Origin of the sequence: Sphaerisporangium sp. NPDC051017 (assembly GCF_040683095.1) — a bacterium.
Taxonomy (GTDB): domain Bacteria; phylum Actinomycetota; class Actinomycetes; order Streptosporangiales; family Streptosporangiaceae; genus Sphaerisporangium.
Map to the genome: position 1 here is coordinate 206002 of NZ_JBFBCI010000008.1, position 22226 is coordinate 228227.

Here is a 22226-nt window from a genome sequence, read left to right on the forward strand (position 1 = left end):
CCCGCCCGCGGAGGCCGCCGAGCCATGGACCTGGAGTGGGACATGCCGTTCGGCGGTCTCCGGAGAGGCGTCATGCACGACAATGAAGCGTTCCTGTATGACTTCTGAAAGAAGGTGCTGTGATGGGGAAAATTGTCCACCTTTCGGTTCGCGTCCCTTGGCATGACTCCGGATGGTCTGGAAGGATATGTCGCGATCCGTTGGGAAATGCGTCGTGCATCCTGCTCGGAAATGTGGGTGAACGTCGGCAGGACGACTATGAGCTCGTCAACGCGGGCAAGTCGCTGAGCGAAGTGGACGTGTCCCGGATCGGCTGCGTGGGCGAGCGTGGCAGTTTTCTCAGCCCTCGCTCCTACCAGCTGGTCAGCGAACATCCCTACCGCTACTCCGCTGCACTGAAGGGGCGCATCCAACCCACTCCCTTGACGGTGCCCGCCTACGGTGCTCACGCGGTCCCCTACTACTGGCTTCTGCGCAAGGGCATCGTCGACGTCCTGACCGATTTCGACGTCGACTATGACGAGGGACTCGAGGAGAAGGTCGACGAGGCGCTTGGATTCACTCCGACATGGGTCATCCACGGCGACAATCAGCGGGCAGTGATCAAACGGTTCTTTGACGATGTCAGCCCAACGGAGTCACTGGTCTTCTTCTACGTCAAGCATTCGCCCTTCGATGAAGCCCGGGCAGGTGGTCCCCTGCTGGTGGGCGCCGCCCGGATCACGGAGATCCAGCTGCCGGGACCGTGGAAGACGGAGGGCAGGACCGCATTTCCGAACCACATGTGGGAGACGACCGTTCTGCACTCCCTACGGCCCGACGGCACCGGAGGAATCCTGTTGCCGGTGGCGGAACTGGCTGAGCGGGACGCGCGGGGGCAGGATGTGGCAGAAGCTCTGGCCTGGGCACCGGCGACCGGTGGACGTGAGTTCTCCTACGTCACCGAGCACATCGCGCACGACACCGCGATCGCCGCGCTGGAGCGGCTCTATAGCGCCGCACGGCGATGCGAGGAGCTCGGAATCGACGTACCAGAGTCGTCCCTGAGATGGCTGGACGATCGCATTGGCGAGCTCTGGCGCATGCGGGGCCCCGCTCCTGGCCTAGGAGCCGTCCTCGGCGCGTTGAAGTTCAGGCACGGCAAGGTGCTCGCGCGGTCCATCGCGCGGCACACCCCCGAGCACGTTGATCCCTGGGACGTGCTGACCGACGCCATCGCCCACCCGGGTCGCCACCCCGAGGAGATCAGCAGGCGGATATCGGAGCCTCATCGTCGGGCTTGGCGGACGTTCAGCGACGAGCAGCTCGCTGTCCTGCGGCTGCTGTCACGCTTCCAGCTCACGACTGAACAGGCCTCCGTGCTTTTCCGGTCCTCCAACATCGAACTGGATCACGATGAGCTCCTCGCCGACCCCTACCTGGCGCAGATTTGCACGGTCGGTGAGCAGACGCCGGTGCCTTTCGACGTGATCGACCGCGGGTGCTTTCCGCGGGCCGCCATTCGCGCTCGCTTCCCTCTCGCCGAGCCGAGTGCGATGAACGATGGCGGGGACGCCCGGCGCGTGCAAGCGCTCCTGGTGGCGGTGCTGGAGGAGGCCGCCGCCGCCGGTGACACCCTCGTCACACTGGCGAGCGTCATCGAGAGGATCGAGGCGCTGCGGTTGCCCGAGCCCTGTCCGATCTCTGAGGAACTCTTCCGCGCGCACGAGCTCCACCCGGACACGCTGCAGTACGACGTGGATTCCCCCTCATGGCCGCCGGTGACAGGTACGAGACTCGAGGACGGAACGCCGGCCTTCAAACTCGCACGCCTGGAGACGACCGCATACGTGATCAGACAGGCGGTCGACCACCAGATGAATCGCCCCCGCATGGAGGTGCCGGCCGGGCTGTCAGAAGAGCTGGACCGGGTTCTCGGCTCGTATGAGGCGGAGAGCGACTCCGACGCCGAGACGGAGCAGCGAGCTCGGAACGAAAAGAAGGCCGCCCTGGCCGAGCTTTACGCGGCTCCATTGAGTGTGCTCAACGGCCGCGCGGGTACAGGCAAGACCACGCTCATCAAGGCGCTGGTCACCCGTGAAGAGGTCAAGGGCAAGGGGGTCCTGCTGCTGGCGCCGACAGGGAAGGCGCGGGTGCAGCTACAGAACAAGGTCGAACTAGAAGCGCAAACCGTCGCCCAGTTCTTGACCAAACACAAGCGTTACGACCCTGAGACCCGCACATATCTCATTCGTGGCGGCGAAGTCCGCAAGGCGCCACTGTACGGGACCGTTGTCATCGACGAGTCATCTATGCTCACGGAGGATCAACTCGCCGCTCTGCTCGACGCCCTTGTAATTCCCGATCGTATGATCCTCGTCGGCGATCCCCGGCAGCTCCCGCCTATCGGGGCCGGACGTCCGTTCGTCGATCTGATCCAGCGCCTCACCGCCGACGCCGACGTTCCCCGATTTCCCCGCGTCGCCCCTGGATATGTCGAATTGACGGAGCTGCGCCGGCAGAAGGGGCAGATTCGCGATGATCTGATGCTGGCGGCGTGGTTTTCAGGGGACGAGGTCCCCCAGGGGTTCGAGGAGGTCTGGGAGCGGCTGCGCACCGGTGCGGAGATGGAGCGCCTGGCGTCCATTCCCTGGAACGGCGCACGTCCCCCGGAAGTCGTGGATCGCGCCCTCGGCGACGGGCTGGACGTCACCGGGCCGGATGCCTCCGCCCGCTTCGAGACTTCCTACGGAGGCCAGAAGGCCGCGCAGTGGGTTCAGTTCTCCAAGGGTGAGCAGGGAGCCGCCGCGCGCTGCGAGGAGTGGCAGATCCTTTCCCCGACCCGCGGTCACGGGTGGGGGACCGTAGAGATCAACCGGCATCTGAAGCGGACGCACCGGGAAGAGGCGCTCCACGCTGCGCTGAAGCCCGACCGACTGCGCAACACGCCCCGGCCCATCGGGACCGAACAGATCGTGCTCGGCGACAAGGTGCTGAACACCAGGAACGGCCAACGTGACGGCTATCCGAAGGGGACTGGCCTGGCCTATGTGGCCAACGGCGAGATCGGCGTGGTCGTCGGCCAGATCACCAAGGCTGGCGGCAAACCGAGATGGACGCACATCGAGTTCTCATCTCAAATCGGCACGACGTACAGCTATCGGGGAGACGATGAAGACGACCCGACGCTGGAGCTGGCATGGGCGATCACGATTCACAAGTCACAGGGCTCAGAGTTCAAGAAGGTCTTCGTCATGCTTCCCGGTTCAGCCCGCAAGCTGTCCCGGGAGATGCTCTATACCGCGCTCACCAGGCAGCAGGATCAGGTGGTCCTCCTGCATGAACGCTCGATCGACGAGTTGCTAGATCTCACCGTCTCGACCAGTTCGGAAACCGCCCGTCGGCTGACCGACCTGTTCTTCCTGCCGGCCCCGAAGCCGGTCTTCTTCCCGGACGGCTCCCCTGCCGGCACGCTGGATTCGAGGCTCATCCACCTCACGGGGAACGGCACTCTGGTCCGTAGCAAGAACGAAGTGATCATCGCCGAGATCCTCGACGAGCTGGTTCCCGGCTACTGGAGATACGAGGCGCCGCTCACGCTGAACGGGAAGACCTACCGCCCCGACTTCACCATCCGGGTTCCGGACGGACGGACCCTCTATTGGGAACACCTCGGCATGATCGAGAGCCCAACGTATCGGGAGTCGTGGGAGCGCAAGGCACTCTGGTATGAGCAGGGCGGGGTGCTCCTCCACGAAAAGGGTGGCGGGCCGCAAGGATCACTCATCCTCACAACCGACAACCTGCCGGGTGTGGATGTGCCGCACTGGACGGAACTGGCGAGGAAGGCCATCGGGCCGGTCAGCGCACCGCCCGTACTCCCCGCCAAGAAGAAGGTCAAGAAGACGCCCCCGGGAAAGCGCGCTTGAGGCACGCCTGTGAAGCTGGTGTCCAGGGAGGAAGAAGGGGGTCAGACGGTGGCGAGTTCGCGGTCGTGGCGGGCTAGGAACTCCTCGTCCCAGTCGAGTTCCTTGCGCAGCAGGACGGTGGTGCCGCTGCCGGGGGTGATGTCGAAGAAGATCTCGTCGACCACCGATTCCATGATCAGGATGCCGCGCCCGTGCTCGGCGTCCCCGGGCGGGTACTGCCGGGGGACGGCGCCGATGCCGAGGCCGCCGTCGGCGACCCGCAACTCACACCGGCCCTGGCCGATCGCGGCGGTCACCTCGTAGCGCTTGGCGGGGCCGCCGTGCCGGACGGCATTGGCGCAGGCCTCGGAGGTCGCCAGGAGCACGTCCGATACGCAGTCCTCGCTGACGCCGATGCAGCGAAGGGTGTCCCCAAGCACCCGCCGGACCATCGGAATGCCGATCGCATCCCGAGGCAAGGCCAACGAGAACTCAATATCCACCGGACTCCTCCGTGGCGCCGAAAGTCACGTTGGAGAGGTTTCCCCGATGTATCGGGGCTAACCGCAAAATCACGCTGTTGTTATTTAGTGTTGGGCAGACGCTTGCTTTCCGGTCCGTCCCAAGTTCCTTTTGCGGTGATTTGCGAAGCCTTGGAGACGTTGGCGCGGGCCGTCCTAGGGCTCGATGCGCACAGCGTAGTCCTCGATCACCGTGTTGGCCAGCAGGGTTTCGGCCATCTTTCGGACGTTCGCAAGGGCGGCCTCGTCGGCCGGGCCGTCGAGCTCGACCTCGAACCGCTTGCCCTGCCTCACCTCGGTGACGCCGGAGAAGCCGAGGCGAGGCAGCGCCCGGGCGATCGCCTGCCCCTGCGGATCGAGGATCTCCGGCTTGAGCATGACGTCGACGATGACGCGTGCCACGTGTTCCTCCCTGTTCGTGCCGCCCGACCGGGCCGGCGTGACCAGCCTAACGGTGACCGGCCAGGCGTCCGTCCTCCGGGCGGCCCTGGCGGAGCCCGATCATGTGACGAGTGTGCGCCGAGGCGCACCGGGAACGGGAGAAGTGTGGATAAGAGGGTGTCACCGTCTTGCGCAATGGCCTGTGGCTTCTGCCACGATGTCCCCAGACGCCTACGTACCACCACCAGAAGGTGCGTAAGCATGTCAACTGGCCGAACATGGATGGAGACCCCATCAGCACGGCCCCAAACGCACAGGAGCGGCACGTGACATTCGACGCCTCTCATGGTGCCGAGGCACCCTTCGAGCTCGTACAACTCCTCACCCCCGAAGGCGAGCGTGTGGAGCACCCCGCCTACGACATCGACCTCACCGCCGAAGAGGTGCGCGCCCTGTACCGCGACCTCGTGCTCGTGCGCCGCGTCGACATGGAGGCCGTGGCCCTCCAGCGGCAGGGAGAACTCGGCATCTGGGCATCTCTGCTGGGACAGGAAGCCGCCCAGATCGGCTCCGGACGGGCCCTCACCGACGCCGACATGGCCTTCCCCACCTACCGCGAGCACGGCGTCGCCTGGTGCCGCGGCGTCGACCCCGTCAACCTCCTGGGCCTGTTCCGCGGCGTCAACCACGGAGGCTGGGACCCCGCCGAGCACAACTTCCACCTGTACACGATCGTGATCGGCAGCCAGACGCTGCACGCGGTCGGGTACGCCATGGGCATCCAGCGCGACGGCGCCGAGGCCGCATCCATCGTCTACTTCGGCGACGGCGCCACCTCCCAGGGCGACGTCAACGAGTCGTTCATCTGGGCGTCGGTGTTCAACGCGCCGATCGTGTTCTTCTGCCAGAACAACCAGTGGGCCATCTCCGAGCCCCTGGAGAAGCAGTCCCGGATCCCCCTGTACCGGCGGGCCAGCGGCTTCGGCTTCCCGGGCGTCCGCGTGGACGGCAACGACGTGTTCGCCTGCCTCGCCGTGACCCGCCAGGCGCTCAAGAACGCCCGCGAGGGCCAGGGCCCCACGCTGATCGAGGCCTTCACCTACCGCATGGGGGCCCACACCACCTCTGACGACCCGACGCGCTACCGCGTGGCGGGCGAGTTGGAGGCGTGGAAGCTGAAGGACCCGATCGAGCGCGTGAAGGCGTACCTGTTCAAGAACCAGCTCGCCGACCAGGAGTTCTTCGAGAAGATCGACGCCGAGGCCGCAGACCTCGGCCGTGACGTGCGCAAGCGTTGTCTGGAAATGCCCGATCCCCATCCCTTGGATATCTTCGATCACGTGTATGCCGAGCCGCACAACCTGCTCAAAGAAGAGCGGGATCAGTACGCCGCCTACCTCGCCACCTTCGAGGGAGGCGTCCGATGACGACCCTCGCGCTGGCCAAGGCGATCAACGAAGGTCTGCGGACCGCCATGGAGGACGACCCGAAGGTCCTCGTCATGGGAGAGGACGTCGGCAAGCTCGGCGGCGTCTTCCGTGTCACCGACGGCCTGCAGAAGGACTTCGGTGAGAACCGCGTCATCGACACCCCGCTCGCCGAGTCGGGCATCATCGGCACCGCGATCGGCCTCGCGCTGCGCGGCTACCGTCCCGTGTGCGAGATCCAGTTCGACGGGTTCGTCTTCCCCGCGGCCGACCAGATCATCACCCAGCTCGCCAAGATGCCGCTGCGCTCCCTCGGCAAGCTCAAGCTGCCCATCGTCGTGCGCATCCCCTGCGGCGGCGGCATCGGCGCGGTCGAGCACCACAGCGAGTCCCCGGAGGCGTACTTCACGCACACCGGCGGCCTGCGCGTGGTCGCCTGCTCGAACCCGTCCGACGGCTACCACATGATCCGCCAGGCGATCGGCAGCGACGACCCGGTGATCTTCTTCGAGCCCAAGCGCCGCTACTGGGACAAGGCCGAGGTCGACAAGAACGCCACCCCGCTGCCGTTGGACCGCGGCCAGATCGTGCGCCCGGGCACCGACGTCACCCTTCTCGCCTACGGGCCCATGGTCAAGACGTGTCTGGAGGCCGCGACCGCCGCCGCCGACGAGGGCCGCTCGATCGAGGTCGTCGACCTGCGCAGCCTCTCGCCGCTGGACACCGACCGGATCTTCGAGTCGGTGCGGAGGACCGGGCGCTGCGTCGTGGCGCACGAGGCGCCCGTCTTCTCGGGACTCGGCGCGGAGATCGCCGCCCGGGTCACCGAGGCGTGCTTCTACAGCCTCGAGGCCCCGGTCCTGCGCGTCGGCGGGTTCTCGACGCCGTACCCGCCGTCCCGGCTGGAGGACCACTACCTGCCGGACCTCGACCGCGTGCTCGACACCGTCGACCGCGCCTTCGCCTTCTAGGAGGGGCTGTGCTTCGCGAGTTCAAGCTCCCCGACGTCGGCGAAGGCCTGACCGAGGCCGAGATCGTCAAGTGGCACGTCGCCGCCGGTGACAAGGTGACGATCAACCAGACCATCGTCGAGATCGAGACCGCCAAGGCCGTGGTCGAGCTGCCGTGCCCGTACGAGGGCGTGGTCGCCTCGCTCATGGCCGCCGAGGGCGAGACGGTCGACGTCGGAAAGCCGATCATCTCCGTCGACACCGGTGAGGGAGCGGACACCACCCGGGAGACGGCGCCGGCCGACGACATGGTCCCCGCGCCCCCGCCCGAGGCCAAGCCGGAGCGCCAGCCGGTACTGGTGGGGTACGGCGTCAAGCTGGGCGCCACCACCCGCCGCCCCCGCAAGGGCCACGCCCCCGCCCAGGCTCAGGCCCCCACGCCCGCCGAGGCTCCGCCGCCGGCCCCCGTCCGGCCCGCCTCGGCGCCCGCTCTCGCTCCCAGGCGCGGCGGGGTCGCGGTGCTGGCCAAGCCGCCGGTCCGCAAGCTGGCCAAGGACCTCGGCGTGGACCTCGCCACCATCGCCGGGACCGGCCCGAGCGGCTCGATCACCCGCGAGGACGTCCACGCCGCCGCGGCTCCCCAGGCGGCGCCCGCCCTGGTCGCGGCCGGGGTCAGGGAGGAGCGCGTCCCGGTCAAGGGCGTGCGCAAGGCCACGGCGGCGGCCATGGTCGCCTCCGCCTTCACCGTCCCGCACGTCACCGAGTTCCTCCAGGTCGACGTCACCGCGACCATGGACGCCGTACGCCGACTGCGGCAGATGCCCGACTTCGCCGACGTCAAGGTGTCGCCGCTGCTGCTGGTGGCCAAGGCGCTGCTCACGGCCGCCCGCCGCTACCCGCTGATCAATTCGAGCTGGGCCGGCGACGAGATCGTGGTCAAGCACTACGTGAACCTCGGCATCGCCGCCGCCACCCAGCGCGGGCTGATCGTCCCGAACGTCAAGGACGCGCAGGCCCTGTCGCTGCCGGACCTCGCCAAGGCCCTGGCGGCGCTGACCGAGAGCGCCCGGGCGGGCAAAGCCCAGCCCGCCGACCTCACCGGGGGCACGATCACCATCACCAACGTCGGCGTTTTCGGCATCGACGCGGGGACGCCCATCATCAATCCCGGCGAGGCCGCGATCCTGGCGTTCGGTCAGGTCCGCGACCTTCCCTGGGTGGTGGACGGCCAGGTCGTGCCGCGCAAGGTGACCACGCTGGCCCTGTCGTTCGACCACCGCATCGTCGACGGCGAGCTCGGCTCCTACGTCCTGCGCGACGTGGGCGCCATGCTGGAGGACCCGCTGCGCATGCTCGCCTGGAGTTGACGCGCCGCCGCCGTGGGCCCGGGGACGTTCTCCCGGGCCCTTCAGCGTCCCGCGCCCGCCGCCGAGGTCGGGCGCGAGACCGAGACCCGCGGCCGGCCGCGCCGGTAGGCCCGCGCGACGTCGAGCAGGAAGGCGATGTCGCTGTTCAGGTCGCCCCCGCCGGGGATCGGCGTCGCCGGCGGGGGCGCGTCCGCCGCCGCGCCGCGTGCTTTGGCCCGCAGGGCGGCGGCCAGCGTGGCGGCCTCCACGACCGCCTCCAGCCGCTGCCCGCTCACCCCCGCCCGTACGGCGGCGGCGCGCGCGGCGGCGGATGCTTCCGGGTCGATGACGGCCGGCGAACGTCGATCACGTGGGGCATCGGGTCGTTCGCCGGAAACCCTTTTCTCCGGCATCCAGCCATCTCGCGATGCGCGCGGCCGGCCATTCCCCAACGGCTTCCCCCGTCGGCCGGGAAGCGGGCCGCAACCGGCTCGGAAGCCGCCGCCCGCGCACGTGAACCCCGCGCGGGGCACAGGCCGTACGCTGGCGGGCGCAGGCTTTCTGATTCGATTAGCGAATTGTAGTTATGTCGTGGCATGCTGTTACCGCACGCCCGGCGCCCAGGCGACGTCGGGCACCCTCCCCGGTCGGGCTGTGCACGCCTGACCGGTCAGCGTCCGGAGGGACGTGCTCAACGGGCCGGTGGCTCCGGTTGCCGGCACCAGGGCACGAAGACGATTGGTGAATACCGGGCAGCTCGTTGTGCCTTGATTCTGTGTAACGCACAGGATCGCTAAGTCAATCAGAGACGCTAGCGAAGGAGAGATCATGTTCCGGCACGTCGTGCTGTTCAGCTGGGTCGCGGACGCCACCGAGGAGCAGAAGGCCACCGTCGAGGCCAGTCTGAAGGAGCTCCCCGGCGCGATCCCGGAGATCCGCGCCTACAACATCGGCGGCGACGCCGGCGTGAACCAGGGCAACTACGAGTTCGCCGTCGTGGCCGACTTCGACTCCGTGGACGATTACATCGTTTACCGCGACCACCCCGCGCACCGCGCCGTGATCGCCGAGACGATCACCCCGATCGTGGCCGGCCGCGTCGCGGTGCAGTACAGCCTCTGAACGGTTACCGAGCCGGCGTTCAGATCGTGGGCGGGTTCGGAATTCCACGGAATTCGGCAGAACGGTAAAGAGCGCCTCGCGGCAGGGTCATACCCACCGCGAGGCGCTCGATCACCGATTCATCCGGACAGGCCTGGCACGGCCGTCCCGCCGGGCGGGACCGGCCGTCAGAAGGCTTCCTCGGGCAGTTCCATGAGGCTCTGGTCGGTGGCGGCCAGCGTGCGCAGCTCGGCGGAGAGCCGGGGCAGCACGGTGTGGGCGAAGAACGAGGCCGCGGCCACCTTGCCCTGGTAGAACGCCGTGTCGCGCTCGGACTCACCGAGGGCCTTGAGCGCGATCTCGGCCTGGCGCAGCAGCAGCCAGCCGATCACCAGGTCGCCGAGGCCCAGCAGGAACCGGGTGGTGTTGAGGCCGACCTTGTAGACCTCCTTGGGGTCCTCCAGCGATCCGATCGCCCAGCCGGCCATGGTGTCCGCCATCGCCTTGACGTCGTCGGCGGCGCCGTCCAGGAGTTCGCGCTCCTCCTTCAGCCTGCCGTTCCCGGCCTGCGAGGCGGAGAACTCCTTGATCTCGGCGACCAGCGAGCCGAGCGCGGCGCCCTGGTTGCGCAGCACCTTGCGGAAGAACAGGTCCTGGCCCTGGATCGCCGTCGTGCCCTCGTACAGGGAGTCGATCTTCGCGTCCCTGATGTACTGCTCGATCGGGTAGTCCTGCAGGTAGCCCGAGCCGCCGAGTGTCTGCAGCGACCGGGTGAGCATCTCGTACGAGCGCTCCGACCCGACGCCCTTGACCAGCGGCAGCAGCAGGTCGTTCATCGCCTCGGCCGCGGCGTCCTTGGTGCCCTCGAACGCGGCGATCTGTACCGCGTCCTGGAAGGTGGCCGTGTAGAGGACGAGCGCGCGCATGCCCTCGGCGTACGCCTTCTGCAGCATGAGCTCGCGGCGGACGTCCGGGTGGTGGGTGGTGGTCACCCTCGGGGCGGACTTGTCGGCCATGCGGGTCATGTCGGCGCCCTGCACCCGCTGCTTGGCGTATTCCAGAGCGTTGAGGTAGCCGGTGGACAGGGTGGCGATGGCCTTGGTGCCGACCATCATGCGGGCGTGCTCGATGATCATGAACATCTGCTTGATGCCCTCGTGCACCCCGCCGACCAGCGTGCCGATGGCCGGGTGCTTCTCGCCGAAGGTCAGCTCGCAGGTCGTGGACGCCTTGAGGCCCATCTTGTGCTCGACGTTGGTCACGTACACGCCGTTGCGCTCGCGGGGCTCGCCGGTCTCGGGGTCCACGAGGAACTTGGGGACGAGGAACATCGACAGGCCCTTGGTGCCCGCGCCGGCGCCCTCGGGGCGGGCGAGCACGAGGTGGAAGATGTTCTCGGCCATGTCGTGCTCGGCGCTGGTGATGAACCGCTTGACGCCCTCGATGTGCCAGGTACCGTCCGGCTGCTCGACGGCCCGTGTCCGGCCCGCGCCGACGTCGGAGCCCGCGTCCGGCTCGGTCAGCACCATCGTGGCGCCCCACTGCCGCTCGATGGCGTGCGCGGCGAAGCGCTTCTGGTCCTCGGTGCCGATGACGTACAGCACGTGGGCGAAGGCGGGGCCGCTGCTGTACATCCAGATGGCGGGGTTGGCGCCGAGGATCATCTCGGCCATCGCCCAGGTGACCGACCGGGGAAGGCCGGGGCCGCCGAGCTCCTGGGGCAGGTCGAGGTTGGTCCAGCCCGCGTCGCGGAAGGTCTCGAAGGACTTACGGAAGCGCGGCGGCATCGTCACCGTGCTGGTGGCGGGGTCGAAGACCGGGGGCGTGCGGTCTCCCTCCTCGAAGGAGTCGGCCAGCACGCCGGTGGCCAGGCGGTGCATCTCGTTGAGGACGCTGCGCACGGTGTCCTCGTCCACCTCGGCGAACTGCCCGGTTCCGAGGATCTCACGGCGGCCGAACACCTCGAAGAGGTTGAACTCAAGATCCCGGACGTTGCTCTTGTAGTGGCCCATGCTGCGCGTCTCCTCGAACCGGCATAAGAACTACTCGCGAGTAACCTTACCTCCAATGCTACCCGCGAGTAACCCCTAGAAAACCGGACGAACCACCACGTCGTCCGGTATGTCCGTGTAGATAGGCCGTCATGGGAAACCCGGCTGTGGTGAAGTTCCTCACCAAGAAGGTCCGGCGGGTGTGATATTTGCTAGTTTCGGTGCCAGAGGCCCCGTCTCGGGGCCTCCCGGACGAGTGGCGCGTCGTACCCGGCCCAGCGAAGACGACGCGCGAATCAACATGGAACAGATCGTTCAGATCGCCGGCGCGATCGCCGTCCTGACCGCCTTCGTCCTCGCGCAGTTCAAGGTCCTCCGGCCCGGCTCGGTCGTCTACCTGACGCTGAACCTCGTCGGCTCCGCGGTGCTCGCCTGGGTGGCGCTGGCGAACCGCGACTGGGGATTCCTGCTGCTGGAAGGCGTCTGGGCCCTGGTCTCCGCGGTGAGCCTGGCCCGCGTGACGCTGCGAGGGGAGCCCGCCACCGAGCACTGAGCAACCGGTTTGACGCTTTTGCTGGTGTTGCGCTTAGCTGGCGCGCATGATTGGCATCCACACTGTCACGATCGACAGCGACGAGCCGTACGAACTCGCCGAATGGTGGCACGAAGTGCTCGGGTGGCCCTTCGACGACGAGACCGACGAGGACGACGACGAGATCATGCTCGTGGGGCCGAACGAGCCCCACCTGCTGTTCATCCGCGTCCCGGAGGGCAAGTCCGTCAAGAACCGCCTGCACCTCGATCTGAGGCCGCAGGGGGACGGGACGCGCGATGACGAGGTCCGGCGGCTGATCGGCCTCGGCGCCACGGTGCACGAGGACCACCGCTACAGCGACGGCACCGGCTGGGTGACCATGCTCGACCCGGAGGGCAACGAGTTCTGCGTGTGCCGCGGCCAGGCCGAGCGCGAGGCCATGGGGGACTGACTCCGGCCCCCGGAAGAGCACAGAAGAGCCTGGGCGCGGGGGCCCAGGGCCCCCGCCGGCCGGCTCAGCGGGCGGACCTGGCCTTTCCCTTGAGCGAGAGCGTGCCGAGGGCCGCGATCAGGTAGACCAGCGCGCCGCCCCACAGCGCGTCCCAGGCGGCGCCGAACACGCCTTCCTGGTCGAAGATGAGCTGGATCGGGTACATCAGGACGGCGGCGCCGATGCCCGGGTAGAGCGAGAACCTCCACGGGTGCCGCAGCGACCACAGCCGCGCCTGGCGGGTCACCCTGTCGCCGACGTCGGGCTTGCGGACGGCGCCGACGGCGGCGACCAGGCTGAAGAGGCTGATCCCGAGGCACAGGGCCCAGGTCAGGTCGGCGGGGCCGGGCAGGATGGCCCCCATCGTGAAGCTGATCGCCGCGGCCGCCGTACCGGTGATCGCCGCGGCCTTCCAGGGCGCGCCCCGCAGGGCGGCGCCGGCGAGCGACATCTCGTCGCGCCGAGTCAGTTCGTTCATGGCATCCAGAGTGCCCTGTGTGACGCCTTCGGTACATCGGGGGAGAACCCTGATCCTCCCCTGAGCCGCGTTCGGTTTCCGGGGGCACGTGTTCGCCGGACCGGTCCCGTTACCCTTTGAATATGTCTGTGATCTTTCGTCCCGCGCGCCGGGAGGACGTCCCCCTCATCGTGGCCATGCTCGCCGACGATCCCATCGCGACGGCCAGAGAAGGCGACCCCCAGGACGAGGCCTACATGACCGCCTTCGAGGCCATCGACCGCGACCCCCGCCAGGAGCTGGTGGTCGCCGAGGCGGACGGCCATGTGGTGGGCACCATGCAGGTCACCTACATCCCCGGGCTGTCCCGTAGGGGCGGGGAGCGGGCGCTGATCGAGGCCGTCCGCGTCGGCGCGGGCGCGCGCGGCCAGGGACTGGGGCGCGCCATGATCGGGTGGGCCATCGACAGGGCGCGCGAGCGCGGCTGCCGCATGGTGCAGCTCACCAGCGACAAGGCCCGCCCCGACGCCCACCGCTTCTACACCTCGCTGGGCTTCGTCGACTCCCACGTGGGCTTCAAGCTGGCCCTCTGAGGCGAGCCCTAGGGGAGCGGGCCGATCTCGACGAGGTTGTCGTGGTAGACCGCGCCCCTGCCCATGTCGGCGTCGCGCTCGTCCACCAGCGCGTTGACGTTGGTCCCTCCCGGACTGAGCTTGGGCCAGCTCCCCTTGGGCGTCGCGACCACGCCGGGGGCCACCCGGTCGGTGATCTCCACCTCGGCCGTCATCCCGCCGTTGTCGTTGAAGACCCGCACCCGCTGCCCGTGGCTCAGGCCGCGGTCGGCGGCGTCCTTCTCGTTCACCATCACCTTCGGCGCGCCCGCCCGCCGGGTCAGCTCGGGGTTGTTGCCGAACACCGTGTTGAGGAACACGTGCGACGCCGGGGTGATCATCGCGAGCTTGTACGGCCCGTCGGGGCGGATCGTGGCGGGCGGGACGTACCCCTTGCCCTCGGGGACGAACCGCAGCCTGCGCGACGGCGTCGGGAACCCGTCGGTGAACGGCACGAACGGCTCGGGGTAGTTGAGCCGCGCCCAGCCCTTCTCGCGGAGCCCCTCGACCGTGATGCCCGCCAGCGCCGGGTGGTCCGCCGACAGCAGCTCCTCGGCGATCTTGAGGTCGGAGTCGTAGAGGGACGGCTCGGTCAGGCCCAGACGGCGGGCCAGCCGGCGGAACGTCTCGGTGGTGGACAGGCACTCCCCGGCGGGGGCCACCGCGGGCTCGTTCCACAGCAGGTACATGTGGCCGTACCCGTGGTGCAGGTCCATGTGCTCGAACTGCATGGTCGCCGGCAGCACGATGTCGGCGTAGTCGACGGTATCGGTGGGGAACTGCTCCATCACGACCGTGAACAGGTCCTCCCTGAGCAGGCCCTCGCGGATCCGGTTCTGGTCCGACGTGCTGCCCATCGGGTTGGCCCCGTAGACCCACAGGCACTTGACGGGCTTCTCGGTGTCGGCGAGGCCCTCGGCGAGGCGGGTCATCGTGAGCGTGCGCACGGGCTTGGGCAGCAACTCGCGCCGGGAGTCGACGCGCAGCGGCACGTAGGCGCTGGTGGAGTACGCCAGGCCGCCGCCGGGGTACTTCCAGTCGCCGGTGACGCCGGGGATGCAGGCGATCGTGCGCATGGCCGTGCCGCCGCCCTGGTGGCGCTGGATGCCCATCGTGGCGCGGATGCCGGTGGGGCGGGTGTGCGCCAGGCGTACGCCGAGGGCGCGGATGTCCTTCTCGGGGATGCCGGTGATCTCGGCGGCCACCTTCGGCGGATATTTGCGGATTTCTCGCTCGAAATCCTCCCAGCCGGTGGTGTGGTGCTCCAGGTAGTCGCGGTCCTCGGCCCCTTCGTTCAGGACGACGTACATCAGGGCCAGCGCGAGCGCCGCGTCCGTCCCCGGCCGGATGGCCAGGTACTCGTCGGCCTGGTCCGCCGTGCGGGTCCTGATCGGGTCGATCGCGACGACGTGGGCGCCGTTCGCGCGCGCCTCCTGGATGAACTTCCACAGGTGATGGCCGCTCGTGAGCGTGTTCGTACCCCACAGCAGGATCAGCTTGGACAGCGCGAACGTCTCGGGGTCCATGCCGCCCGGAGTGCCGTTCGTGCGCGCCAGTCCGAGGTTCCCCGCCCGCGAGCAGATGTTGAGGTCGTGCCGCGACGCCCCCAGGGCGTTCCACAGCCGCTGCCCGGCGAGTCCGGACTCGCCCTGGATGTACCCGAGCGTCCCCGTCCCCTGGTACGGCCAGATCGCCTCGCCGCCGAACTCGTCGATGATCGCGGTGAGCCGGGTCGCGATCTCGTCCAGCGCCTCGTCCCACGAGATGCGCTCGAAGCGGCCCGACCCCTTCGGCCCGACCCGGCGCATCGGGTGCAGGATGCGGTCGGCGGCCTTGGTGTGCTCGAGATAACGATTCACCTTCACGCAGAGGGCGCCGCGCGTGTACGGCTGGTCCCGGTTGCCCCGCAGGCCCACCGCCTCGCCGTCCCTGACGGTCACCACCCACGAGCAGGTGTCCGGACAGTCCAGCGGACACGCCCCCAGCACGTTCAGCTCACGTGTCATGAATAAACGCTACCTGGGCGGTCATTACCAATCCATGGGACCCCGTGTGGTGTCCGCACCATCACCATCGATCATGTCTCGTCCGGCTGGTCCCCCACCGGCGGACGCGCCGTAGAGTGTCAACGAATGGCCGGGGGCGACCGAACTCCGGCGGCCTGCCGGGCGCGCGCCAAGAACGCCCGGAAACAGGGCCGCCGATTTCCGTCGGCCCTGCGCGATCAACGCGAACTAGGGCTAGGAAGATCATATGACGCGAGACGAGTGCAGACGTCGGCGGTGACCGAAATCAGGCAACGTGACGAGGCGGAGGAAGCGGCGGGGGAGCAGATCTCCGCGGCCGACGCCGACGTGACCGCGCACGATCCATCGCGCGAGTCGGTGGCTGAAGAGGGGCACGACGCGGCGGTCCACGCGGAGGCGGCCCCCGAGACCCGGTCCGAGGCACGGCGCGAGGCCCAGGAGGCCGGCCCGTCCGCCGACGCCTCCCGCGATTCCCTCGTGCTCGTCGTCGAGCCCCTGCTGCCCCAGCGCATCCGCCGTCCCTCGGACGCCCTCCGCTTCCTCGCCACGCTGGCCGCGCTCGCCGCCGTGATCCTCCTCGCGCTCGTCGCCAAGCAGACGCTCGACGGGCTGGAGAAGGACGTCACCGACGGCACGAGCCGCGCCCCCGACCTGCTGATCGGCGTGGCCGCCTTCCTCGCGGGCACCGCCGTCCTCGCCGTGCCCGCCGCCTACGCCGTCGAACGGGTCTTCCACCGCGACGGGCTGCGCGTCGCCGAGGGACTGATCGCGGCCATCACCGGCATGCTCGCCTCCTTCGTGCTCGGCGAGTGGCTGGCCGTGGCCGGTCCCGGCGACCTGCGCCAACTCCTCACGGGCGGACGCTCGGTCGAGCCGATCAACACCCTGCTCACCTCCGTCGTCGCCTACGTCACCGCCGTCCGCATCTCCCGCCGCCCCACCTGGCGCGCGGTGATGTGGATGGCCATCGCCCTGGACGTCTTCGCCCTGTTCACCGGCGCCGAGGCCACCGCTCTCGGCGTCTTCGTCACCTATCTGGTCGGCCTCGCCATCGGGTACGCCACGCTGTACGTCGTCGGCAGCCCCAACACCCGCCCGCCCGGCAGCACGGTCATCGCCACCCTCCGCCGCCTCGGGTTCGTCCCCGTCAAGGCGAGGCGCATCAACGACGACCCGCAGGGCAGCCGCCGCTACGCCGTGACCATGTCCGACGAGCGCCGCCTCGACGTCACCGTCCTCGACCGCGACCGGCAGGTCTCCGGCGTCCTCTACCGCCTGTGGCGGCGCATCCGCCTCAACTCCGAGACCCGCCGCCGCGCCATCCGCTCGCTGCGCGCCGAGCTGGAGCGCGAGGCCCTCATGGCGTACGCCGCCCAGGCCGTCGGGGCGAACACCCCGCGCCTGGTCGGCACCAGCGAGATCGGCACCGACGCCGCCCTGCTCGCGTACGAGCACCTGGAGACCCGCGCACTGGAGGACGTCGCCGACGACGAGCTCACCGACGAGCTGCTGATCAAGATCTGGAAGCAGGTCGAGCTGCTCCAGGCGCAGCGGCTCGCCCACCGCCGCCTCACCGGCGACAGCATCCACCTGCACGGCGGCGAGGTCGTCCTGATGGACGCCCGCAGCGGCGAGATCGCGGCCGGAGACCTGCTGCTGCGCCTGGACGTCGCCCAGTTGCTCACCTACCTCGCCCTGCGGGTCGGCCCCGAGCGCTCGGTGGTGTCGGCCTCGAAGGTCATGCCCAAGCAGGCTCTCGCCGGGGCCCTGCCGCTGCTCCAGCGCATCGCCCTCACCCGCGGCACCCGCGCCGAGGTCGGCAAGAACAAGGAACTGCTGCCGGCCCTGCGCGAGCACATCGTCGCGCTCACCCCGCAGGTCGAGGTCGAAGAGGTACGCCTGGAGCGGTTCCGGCCGCGCACCGTCGTCACGATCATCGCCAGCGCCCTGGCCGCGTACTTCCTGCTCTCCCAGCTCAGCCGGGTCAACCTCGCGGACGTCGTCACCTCGGCCAAGTGGGGCTGGGGCGGCGTCGCGCTCGCCGCCGCCGGGATGAGCTACGTCGCCGCCGCGCTCATGCTGCGCGGCTTCGTCCCCGAGGCCCTGCCTCTCGGCCGTACGGTGCTGGCGCAGTTCGCGGGCTCGTTCGTCAAGCTCGTCGCGCCCGCGGCGGTCAGCGGTGTCGCGATCAACACTCGCTACCTGCAGAAACGCGGCATCGCCCCAGGGCTCGCGGTGGCGAGCGTGGGCGCCTCCCAGCTCGTCGGCCTCGGCTTCCACATCGTGCTGCTGCTGCTGTTCGGCTACGTCACGGGCACCAAGGCCGCCCCATCGGTGAGCCCGTCCCGGGGCATCGTCATCGGCCTGCTGTCCGCCGGCGTGGTCGTCCTGCTCGTCCTGGCCGTCCCGCAACTGCGGCGCCTGGTCGCCGGGCGCATCAAGCCGCTGTTCTCCGGGGTGATCCCCAGGCTGCTGGACGTCCTGCAGTCGCCGCGCAAGATCCTGGAAGGGGTCAGCGGCACGCTGCTGCTGACCCTCGCGTTCATCGTCTGCCTGGACGCCTGCGTCCGCGCCTTCGGCGGCTCGCTCCCCTTCACGTCCGTCGCCGTGGTGTTCCTCGCCGGCAACGCCATCGGCTCCGCCGCGCCCATCCCCGGAGGGTTGGGCGCGGTCGAAGCGTCCCTCTCACTCGGCCTGACGCTGTCCGGGCTGCCCGGCACCGTCGCCACCTCGGCCGTCCTGCTGTTCCGGCTGCTGACGTTCTGGCTGCCCGTCCTGCCGGGGTGGGCGTCGTTCGCCTGGCTCCAGCGGCACGACGCCCTCTAGGTTTCCCTCAGAGCACCTTGCGGCCCGGCTCGGCGATCTCCTTGTCGATCGCGGCGAGCTCGTCGGCCGAGAACTCCAGGTTGTCCACCGCCGCGACGTTGTCCTCGAGCTGCTTCACGCTGCTCGCGCCGATCAGCACCGAGGTGATCCGCGCGTCGCGCAGCGCCCAGGACAGCGCCATCTGCGCGAGCGACTGCCCGCGGCCCGCGGCGATCTCGTTCAGCGCGCGGACGCGGCGCAGCACGTCCTCGGTGATGTGGCTCGGCCGCAGGAACCGCTCCTTGGAGGCGCGCGAGCCCTCGGGGATGCCGTCGAGGTACCGGTTGGTGAGGATGCCCTGCGACAGCGGCGAGAACGGGATGCAGCCGACGCCCTCGGCCTCAAGCGTGTCCAGCAGACCGTCCTCGATCCAGCGGTCGAACATCGAATAGTTCGGCTGGTGGATCAGCAGCGGCGTGCCGAGCCGCCGCAGGATCTCGGCGGCGCGGCGCGTCTGCTCGGGGTTGTAGTTGGAGATGCCCGCGTACAGCGCCCGGCCCGACCGGACGGCCGTGTCCAGCGCGCCCATGGTCTCCTCCAGCGGGGTGTCCGGGTCCGGCCGGTGGCTGTAGAAGATGTCGACGTAGTCCAGGCCCATGCGCACCAGCGACTGGTCCAGGCTCGCCAGCACGTACTTGCGCGAGCCCCACTCGCCGTACGGGCCGGGCCACATGTCGTACCCGGCCTTGGTCGAGATGATCAGCTCGTCGCGGTACGGCCTGAAGTCCTGTGCGAAGATCTGGCCGAAGTTCCGCTCGGCGGAGCCGGCCGGGGGGCCGTAGTTGTTGGCCAGGTCGAAGTGCGTCACACCGAGGTCGAAGGCCCGGCGCAGGGTGGCCCTCTGGGTCTCGATCGGCTTGTCGTCCCCGAAGTTGTGCCAGAGCCCGAGCGACACCGCGGGAAGCTTCAGGCCGCTCCTGCCGGACCGGTTGTAGGGCTGCCGCTCGTAACGATCGCTCGATGCCGAATACGTCACTTCTTCTCCTCGGTGTCTTCTGTCGCTCCCGTGGCGGCCCGGTCGAGGATCCACGAGAGGGTGAACGCCTCCTCGCGCCACGCGTCGTACCGCCCGCTCCTGCCTCCGTGGCCGGCGCCCATCTCCGTCTTCAACAGGAAGGGGCCTCCGGCGGCGGTGGCGCGGAGCCTGGCGACCCACTTGGCGGGCTCGTGGAACAGGACGCGGGTGTCGTTGAGGCTGGTGATCGCGAGAATGGGTGGGTACGTCCGGTCGTTGATGTTCTCGTACGGGGTGTACGACTTCATGTACGCGTATACGTCAGGGTTGTGCAGTGGATCGCCCCACTCGTCCCACTCGATGACCGTGAGCGGCAGCGACGGATCGAGGATCGTGTTCAGCGCGTCCACGAACGGGACCTCGGCCACAACGCCTGAGAACTCCTCGGGCGCGAGGTTCACCGCGGCGCCCATCAGCAGGCCGCCCGCCGATCCGCCCCGCGCCACGATCTCGCTGGACCAGCCCGAACGCTTGAGGTGGCGCGCGACCGCCACGAAGTCGCTGAAGGTGTTCTTCTTGTTGGAGAGCCTGCCCTCCTCGTACCACCGGCGGCCCATCTCGCCGCCGCCCCTGACGTGCGCGACGGCGAACACCATGCCGCGGTCCAGCAGGCTCAGCCGCGCCACCGAGAACGACGGGTCGATCGAGGCCTCGTAGCTGCCGTAGCCGTACAGCACCGTGGGCGCGGGACGGGGCGTCCCCCTCTTGGCCACGATGGACACCGGGATCCGCGTACCGTCCTCGGCGACCGCCCACTCGCGGAACTGCTCGTAGTCCTCGGGCTCGTACCCGCCGAGCACCGGACGCCGCTTCAGCAGGATCAGCTCGCGTGAGGTGAGGTCGTAGTCGTACACCGAGGGCGGCGTCACCATCGAGGCGTACGCCAGGCGCAGCCTGCCGGTGTGGAACTCCGGGTTCCCCGCGGGCTCGGCGGTGTGGATCGGCTCCGGGAAGGAGATCTCGTACGGCTCGCCGTCCTCGGGCAGCACCCGGATGCCGGTGAGGCCGTCACGGCGGAAGTGCACCACCAGGTGGTCGGAGAAGGCGTCGACGTCCAGCAGCCGGGTGTCCTCCCGGTGCGGGACCAGCGGCGTCCACGCGGCGGGGTCGTCGATCGGCGCGGCGGCGATCTCGAAGTTCCGCGCCCCCTCGTTGTGCAGGATCAGGAAGCGGTCACCCTGGTGGTCGATGGTGTACTCCACCCCGGTCCGACGCGGACGGACCACCGCGAACTCGCCCGTGGGGTACTCGGCGTCGAGGACGCGCACCTCACTGGTGATCTTGCTGCCCGCGCTCAGGACGACGAACCGCTCGCTGCGGGTGAGGCCGATACCGACCCAGAACCGCTCGTCGGACTCCTCGTAGACCAGCACGTCCTCGTCGGCCGACGTCCCGATCATGTGACGGTAGACGCGGTACGGGCGCCACGCGTCGTCCACGGTCGTGTAGAAGAACGCCGAACCGTCCGCCGCCCACGCGCCGCCGTAGAAGATGTTCGGGATCTCGTCGGCCAGCACCTCGCCGGTGTCCAGCCTCTTGAACCGCAGAGTGAAGCGCTCGTTGCCGCTGAAGTCGGTCGAGTACGCGAGCGCCGAACCGTCGGGGTTGACGGCCGAGGTGCCCATGGCGAAGAACGGGCTGTCGCCGACGAGCACGTTGCCGTCCAGCAGCACCTGCTCGCCCGGCAGAGGCTCACCGGCCTTGAGCTCGGGCGGGGTGTCGCCCTCGACGCGCAGACGGCACTGGATGCCGTACTGCTTGCCCTCCTCGGTCCGCGAGTAGTACCACCAGCCGCCCTTGCGCGCGGGGACGGAGAGATCGGTCTCCTGGGTGCGGGCCTTGATCTCCTGGAAGACCGCTTCCTGCAGGTCCTTGAGGTGGCCGGTCTGGTCGTGGGTGAAGGCGTTCTCGGCCTCCAGGTACGCGACCGTGTCAGGGTCGTCCTTGTTCGTCAGCCATGCGTAGTCGTCGATCACGGTGTCGCCGTGATGAGTCCGCTCGGCCGGAACCTTCTTCGCCACGGGAGGCGTGTCGCTGCTCACTTGGCCGAGTCTAGGACGCGCCCTCGCCCTCATCTGGTCTGACGGCGAGCCGTTCAGGCGTGCTGACGGGCAGGTGGCGGTCGATGGACCTCGGTTTGGTGGGCCTCGGCTTGTGGGGCCTCGGCTTGTGGGGCCGTCGCGACGTGTGCGCCAGTGCTCTCGGGGGCTGCTAATCTTTTGTTGTCGGCATCGACCGGCCAATCCCACCGCAGATCACCTCCGGGTGAGTGGCGCGTGAGCCTGGCCAGAGGTGCTGGCAATCCTCTCTAAAAGATCTTCCAAACTTCGCTTGCCATGCGGGGCGGGTTGGTCTAAAGTAGAGGGGTTGCCCTGGAGACGGGGCGGCCTGAATGCTAGTGGGTTTGCTGGGTCGCAAGTCAAGTGCTGGTAACGGTGCGATTTGCTGGCGGTCAAGCGACTTGATAGCCTGAAGGCACACGAGATGGAAGCCCCGGAGTTCGGATCCCTGGTCGGGTTCGGGTGATGGTGTACGCGTCCGTTTCTTGAGAACTCAACAGTGTGTTAAAAGCCAGTGCATGAATCATGCATGAACCTCCGTCTCTCATGGCGGGCTGCCGGT

At 68.8% G+C, this 22226-nt stretch carries 17 protein-coding genes and 1 riboswitch; of the genes, 9 read left to right on the forward strand and 8 right to left on the reverse strand.

All coding sequences use genetic code 11. The features are described 5' to 3' along the window. Positions 1-233: 233 nt before the first annotated feature. On the forward strand, positions 234-3908 hold the full coding sequence (locus AB0M95_RS10505) for an AAA family ATPase (protein ID WP_363761870.1): 3675 nt from the start codon (positions 234-236) through the stop codon (positions 3906-3908). Between the two features lie 41 nt (positions 3909-3949). Here AB0M95_RS10505 and AB0M95_RS10510 read toward each other — a convergent pair whose 3' ends face one another. Beyond that, positions 3950-4339: an ATP-binding protein gene (locus tag AB0M95_RS10510; protein ID WP_363761907.1), complete on the reverse strand. Its 390-nt coding sequence runs from the start codon at positions 4337-4339 to the stop codon at positions 3950-3952. 225 nt (positions 4340-4564) lie between these two features. Further along, positions 4565-4810, reverse strand: a complete 246-nt coding sequence (purS, locus tag AB0M95_RS10515; protein WP_363761872.1) for a phosphoribosylformylglycinamidine synthase subunit PurS — start codon at positions 4808-4810, stop codon at positions 4565-4567. 305 nt (positions 4811-5115) lie between these two features. Here purS and pdhA point away from each other — a divergent pair, with 305 nt between their 5' ends. The 3 genes from pdhA to AB0M95_RS10530 are packed head-to-tail and all read left to right on the forward strand — an operon-like array spanning position 5116 to position 8533. Beyond that, on the forward strand, positions 5116-6216 hold the full coding sequence (gene pdhA / locus AB0M95_RS10520; protein WP_363761874.1) for a pyruvate dehydrogenase (acetyl-transferring) E1 component subunit alpha: 1101 nt from the start codon (positions 5116-5118) through the stop codon (positions 6214-6216). Next, on the forward strand, positions 6213-7187 hold the full coding sequence (locus tag AB0M95_RS10525) for an alpha-ketoacid dehydrogenase subunit beta (protein ID WP_363761876.1): 975 nt from the start codon (positions 6213-6215) through the stop codon (positions 7185-7187). Before pdhA ends, AB0M95_RS10525 begins: the two co-directional genes overlap by 4 nt. Before the next feature lie 8 nt (positions 7188-7195). After that, the gene (locus AB0M95_RS10530) at positions 7196-8533 is read left to right on the forward strand and encodes a dihydrolipoamide acetyltransferase family protein (RefSeq protein ID WP_363761878.1); all 1338 of its coding nucleotides are present in this window, start codon (positions 7196-7198) and stop codon (positions 8531-8533) included. A 41-nt stretch (positions 8534-8574) separates the two neighbouring features. Here the strand turns inward: AB0M95_RS10530 and AB0M95_RS10535 are convergent, their stop codons facing one another. Continuing rightward, positions 8575-8925, reverse strand: coding sequence for a DUF6545 domain-containing protein (locus tag AB0M95_RS10535; protein ID WP_363761880.1), 351 nt, complete (start codon positions 8923-8925; stop codon positions 8575-8577). 415 nt (positions 8926-9340) lie between these two features. Here AB0M95_RS10535 and AB0M95_RS10540 point away from each other — a divergent pair, with 415 nt between their 5' ends. After that, positions 9341-9634: a Dabb family protein gene (locus tag AB0M95_RS10540; protein ID WP_363761882.1), complete on the forward strand. Its 294-nt coding sequence runs from the start codon at positions 9341-9343 to the stop codon at positions 9632-9634. Between the two features lie 167 nt (positions 9635-9801). Here the strand turns inward: AB0M95_RS10540 and AB0M95_RS10545 are convergent, their stop codons facing one another. Beyond that, on the reverse strand, positions 9802-11625 hold the full coding sequence (locus tag AB0M95_RS10545) for an acyl-CoA dehydrogenase (RefSeq protein WP_363761884.1): 1824 nt from the start codon (positions 11623-11625) through the stop codon (positions 9802-9804). A gap of 204 nt (positions 11626-11829) precedes the next feature. Then, positions 11830-11898: riboswitch (guanidine-III (ykkC-III) riboswitch) on the forward strand. A 7-nt stretch (positions 11899-11905) separates the two neighbouring features. On the opposite strand from AB0M95_RS10545, the gene AB0M95_RS10550 reads away from it, so the two are divergent. Then, a complete protein-coding gene (locus tag AB0M95_RS10550; RefSeq protein ID WP_363761885.1) occupies positions 11906-12157 on the forward strand; it encodes a hypothetical protein in 252 nt (83 codons plus the stop codon). A gap of 46 nt (positions 12158-12203) precedes the next feature. Further along, on the forward strand, positions 12204-12590 hold the full coding sequence (locus AB0M95_RS10555; RefSeq protein ID WP_363761887.1) for a VOC family protein: 387 nt from the start codon (positions 12204-12206) through the stop codon (positions 12588-12590). Positions 12591-12654: 64 nt separating this feature from the next. Here the strand turns inward: AB0M95_RS10555 and AB0M95_RS10560 are convergent, their stop codons facing one another. Further along, positions 12655-13107, reverse strand: coding sequence for a hypothetical protein (locus AB0M95_RS10560; RefSeq protein WP_363761889.1), 453 nt, complete (start codon positions 13105-13107; stop codon positions 12655-12657). 122 nt (positions 13108-13229) lie between these two features. Between AB0M95_RS10560 and AB0M95_RS10565 the strand changes: the two genes are divergently transcribed. Further along, on the forward strand, positions 13230-13679 hold the full coding sequence (locus AB0M95_RS10565) for a GNAT family N-acetyltransferase (RefSeq protein WP_363761891.1): 450 nt from the start codon (positions 13230-13232) through the stop codon (positions 13677-13679). An 8-nt stretch (positions 13680-13687) separates the two neighbouring features. On the opposite strand, the gene AB0M95_RS10570 is transcribed toward AB0M95_RS10565, so the two are convergent. Then, a complete protein-coding gene (locus tag AB0M95_RS10570; RefSeq protein WP_363761893.1) occupies positions 13688-15703 on the reverse strand; it encodes a molybdopterin oxidoreductase family protein in 2016 nt (671 codons plus the stop codon). A 276-nt stretch (positions 15704-15979) separates the two neighbouring features. Here AB0M95_RS10570 and AB0M95_RS10575 point away from each other — a divergent pair, with 276 nt between their 5' ends. Continuing rightward, a complete protein-coding gene (locus AB0M95_RS10575) occupies positions 15980-18550 on the forward strand; it encodes a lysylphosphatidylglycerol synthase domain-containing protein (RefSeq protein ID WP_363761895.1) in 2571 nt (856 codons plus the stop codon). A 7-nt stretch (positions 18551-18557) separates the two neighbouring features. Here the strand turns inward: AB0M95_RS10575 and mgrA are convergent, their stop codons facing one another. Both mgrA and AB0M95_RS10585 read right to left on the reverse strand, forming a co-directional pair. Beyond that, complete coding sequence (mgrA, locus tag AB0M95_RS10580) at positions 18558-19565, reverse strand: L-glyceraldehyde 3-phosphate reductase (RefSeq protein WP_363761897.1); 1008 nt, start codon at positions 19563-19565, stop codon at positions 18558-18560. Then, the gene (locus AB0M95_RS10585; protein ID WP_363761899.1) at positions 19562-21646 is read right to left on the reverse strand and encodes a S9 family peptidase; all 2085 of its coding nucleotides are present in this window, start codon (positions 21644-21646) and stop codon (positions 19562-19564) included. The genes mgrA and AB0M95_RS10585 overlap by 4 nt, the downstream gene beginning before the upstream one ends. Between the last annotated feature and the right edge of the window lie 580 nt (positions 21647-22226).

Bases quoted from the DNA above. Each gene is read 5' to 3' on its own strand.
- AB0M95_RS10555 (WP_363761887.1), top strand. From the start codon at position 12,204: ATGATTGGCATCCACACTGTCACGATCGACAGCGACGAGCCGTACGAA.
- AB0M95_RS10540 (WP_363761882.1), top strand. From the start codon at position 9,341: ATGTTCCGGCACGTCGTGCTGTTCAGCTGGGTCGCGGACGCCACCGAG.
- AB0M95_RS10565 (WP_363761891.1), top strand. From the start codon at position 13,230: ATGTCTGTGATCTTTCGTCCCGCGCGCCGGGAGGACGTCCCCCTCATC.
- AB0M95_RS10510 (WP_363761907.1), bottom strand. From the start codon at position 4,339: ATGGTCCGGCGGGTGCTTGGGGACACCCTTCGCTGCATCGGCGTCAGC.
- AB0M95_RS10550 (WP_363761885.1), top strand. From the start codon at position 11,906: ATGGAACAGATCGTTCAGATCGCCGGCGCGATCGCCGTCCTGACCGCC.
- AB0M95_RS10525 (WP_363761876.1), top strand. From the start codon at position 6,213: ATGACGACCCTCGCGCTGGCCAAGGCGATCAACGAAGGTCTGCGGACC.
- AB0M95_RS10570 (WP_363761893.1), bottom strand. From the start codon at position 15,703: ATGACACGTGAGCTGAACGTGCTGGGGGCGTGTCCGCTGGACTGTCCG.
- AB0M95_RS10560 (WP_363761889.1), bottom strand. From the start codon at position 13,107: ATGAACGAACTGACTCGGCGCGACGAGATGTCGCTCGCCGGCGCCGCC.
- AB0M95_RS10545 (WP_363761884.1), bottom strand. From the start codon at position 11,625: ATGGGCCACTACAAGAGCAACGTCCGGGATCTTGAGTTCAACCTCTTC.
- AB0M95_RS10535 (WP_363761880.1), bottom strand. From the start codon at position 8,925: ATGCCGGAGAAAAGGGTTTCCGGCGAACGACCCGATGCCCCACGTGAT.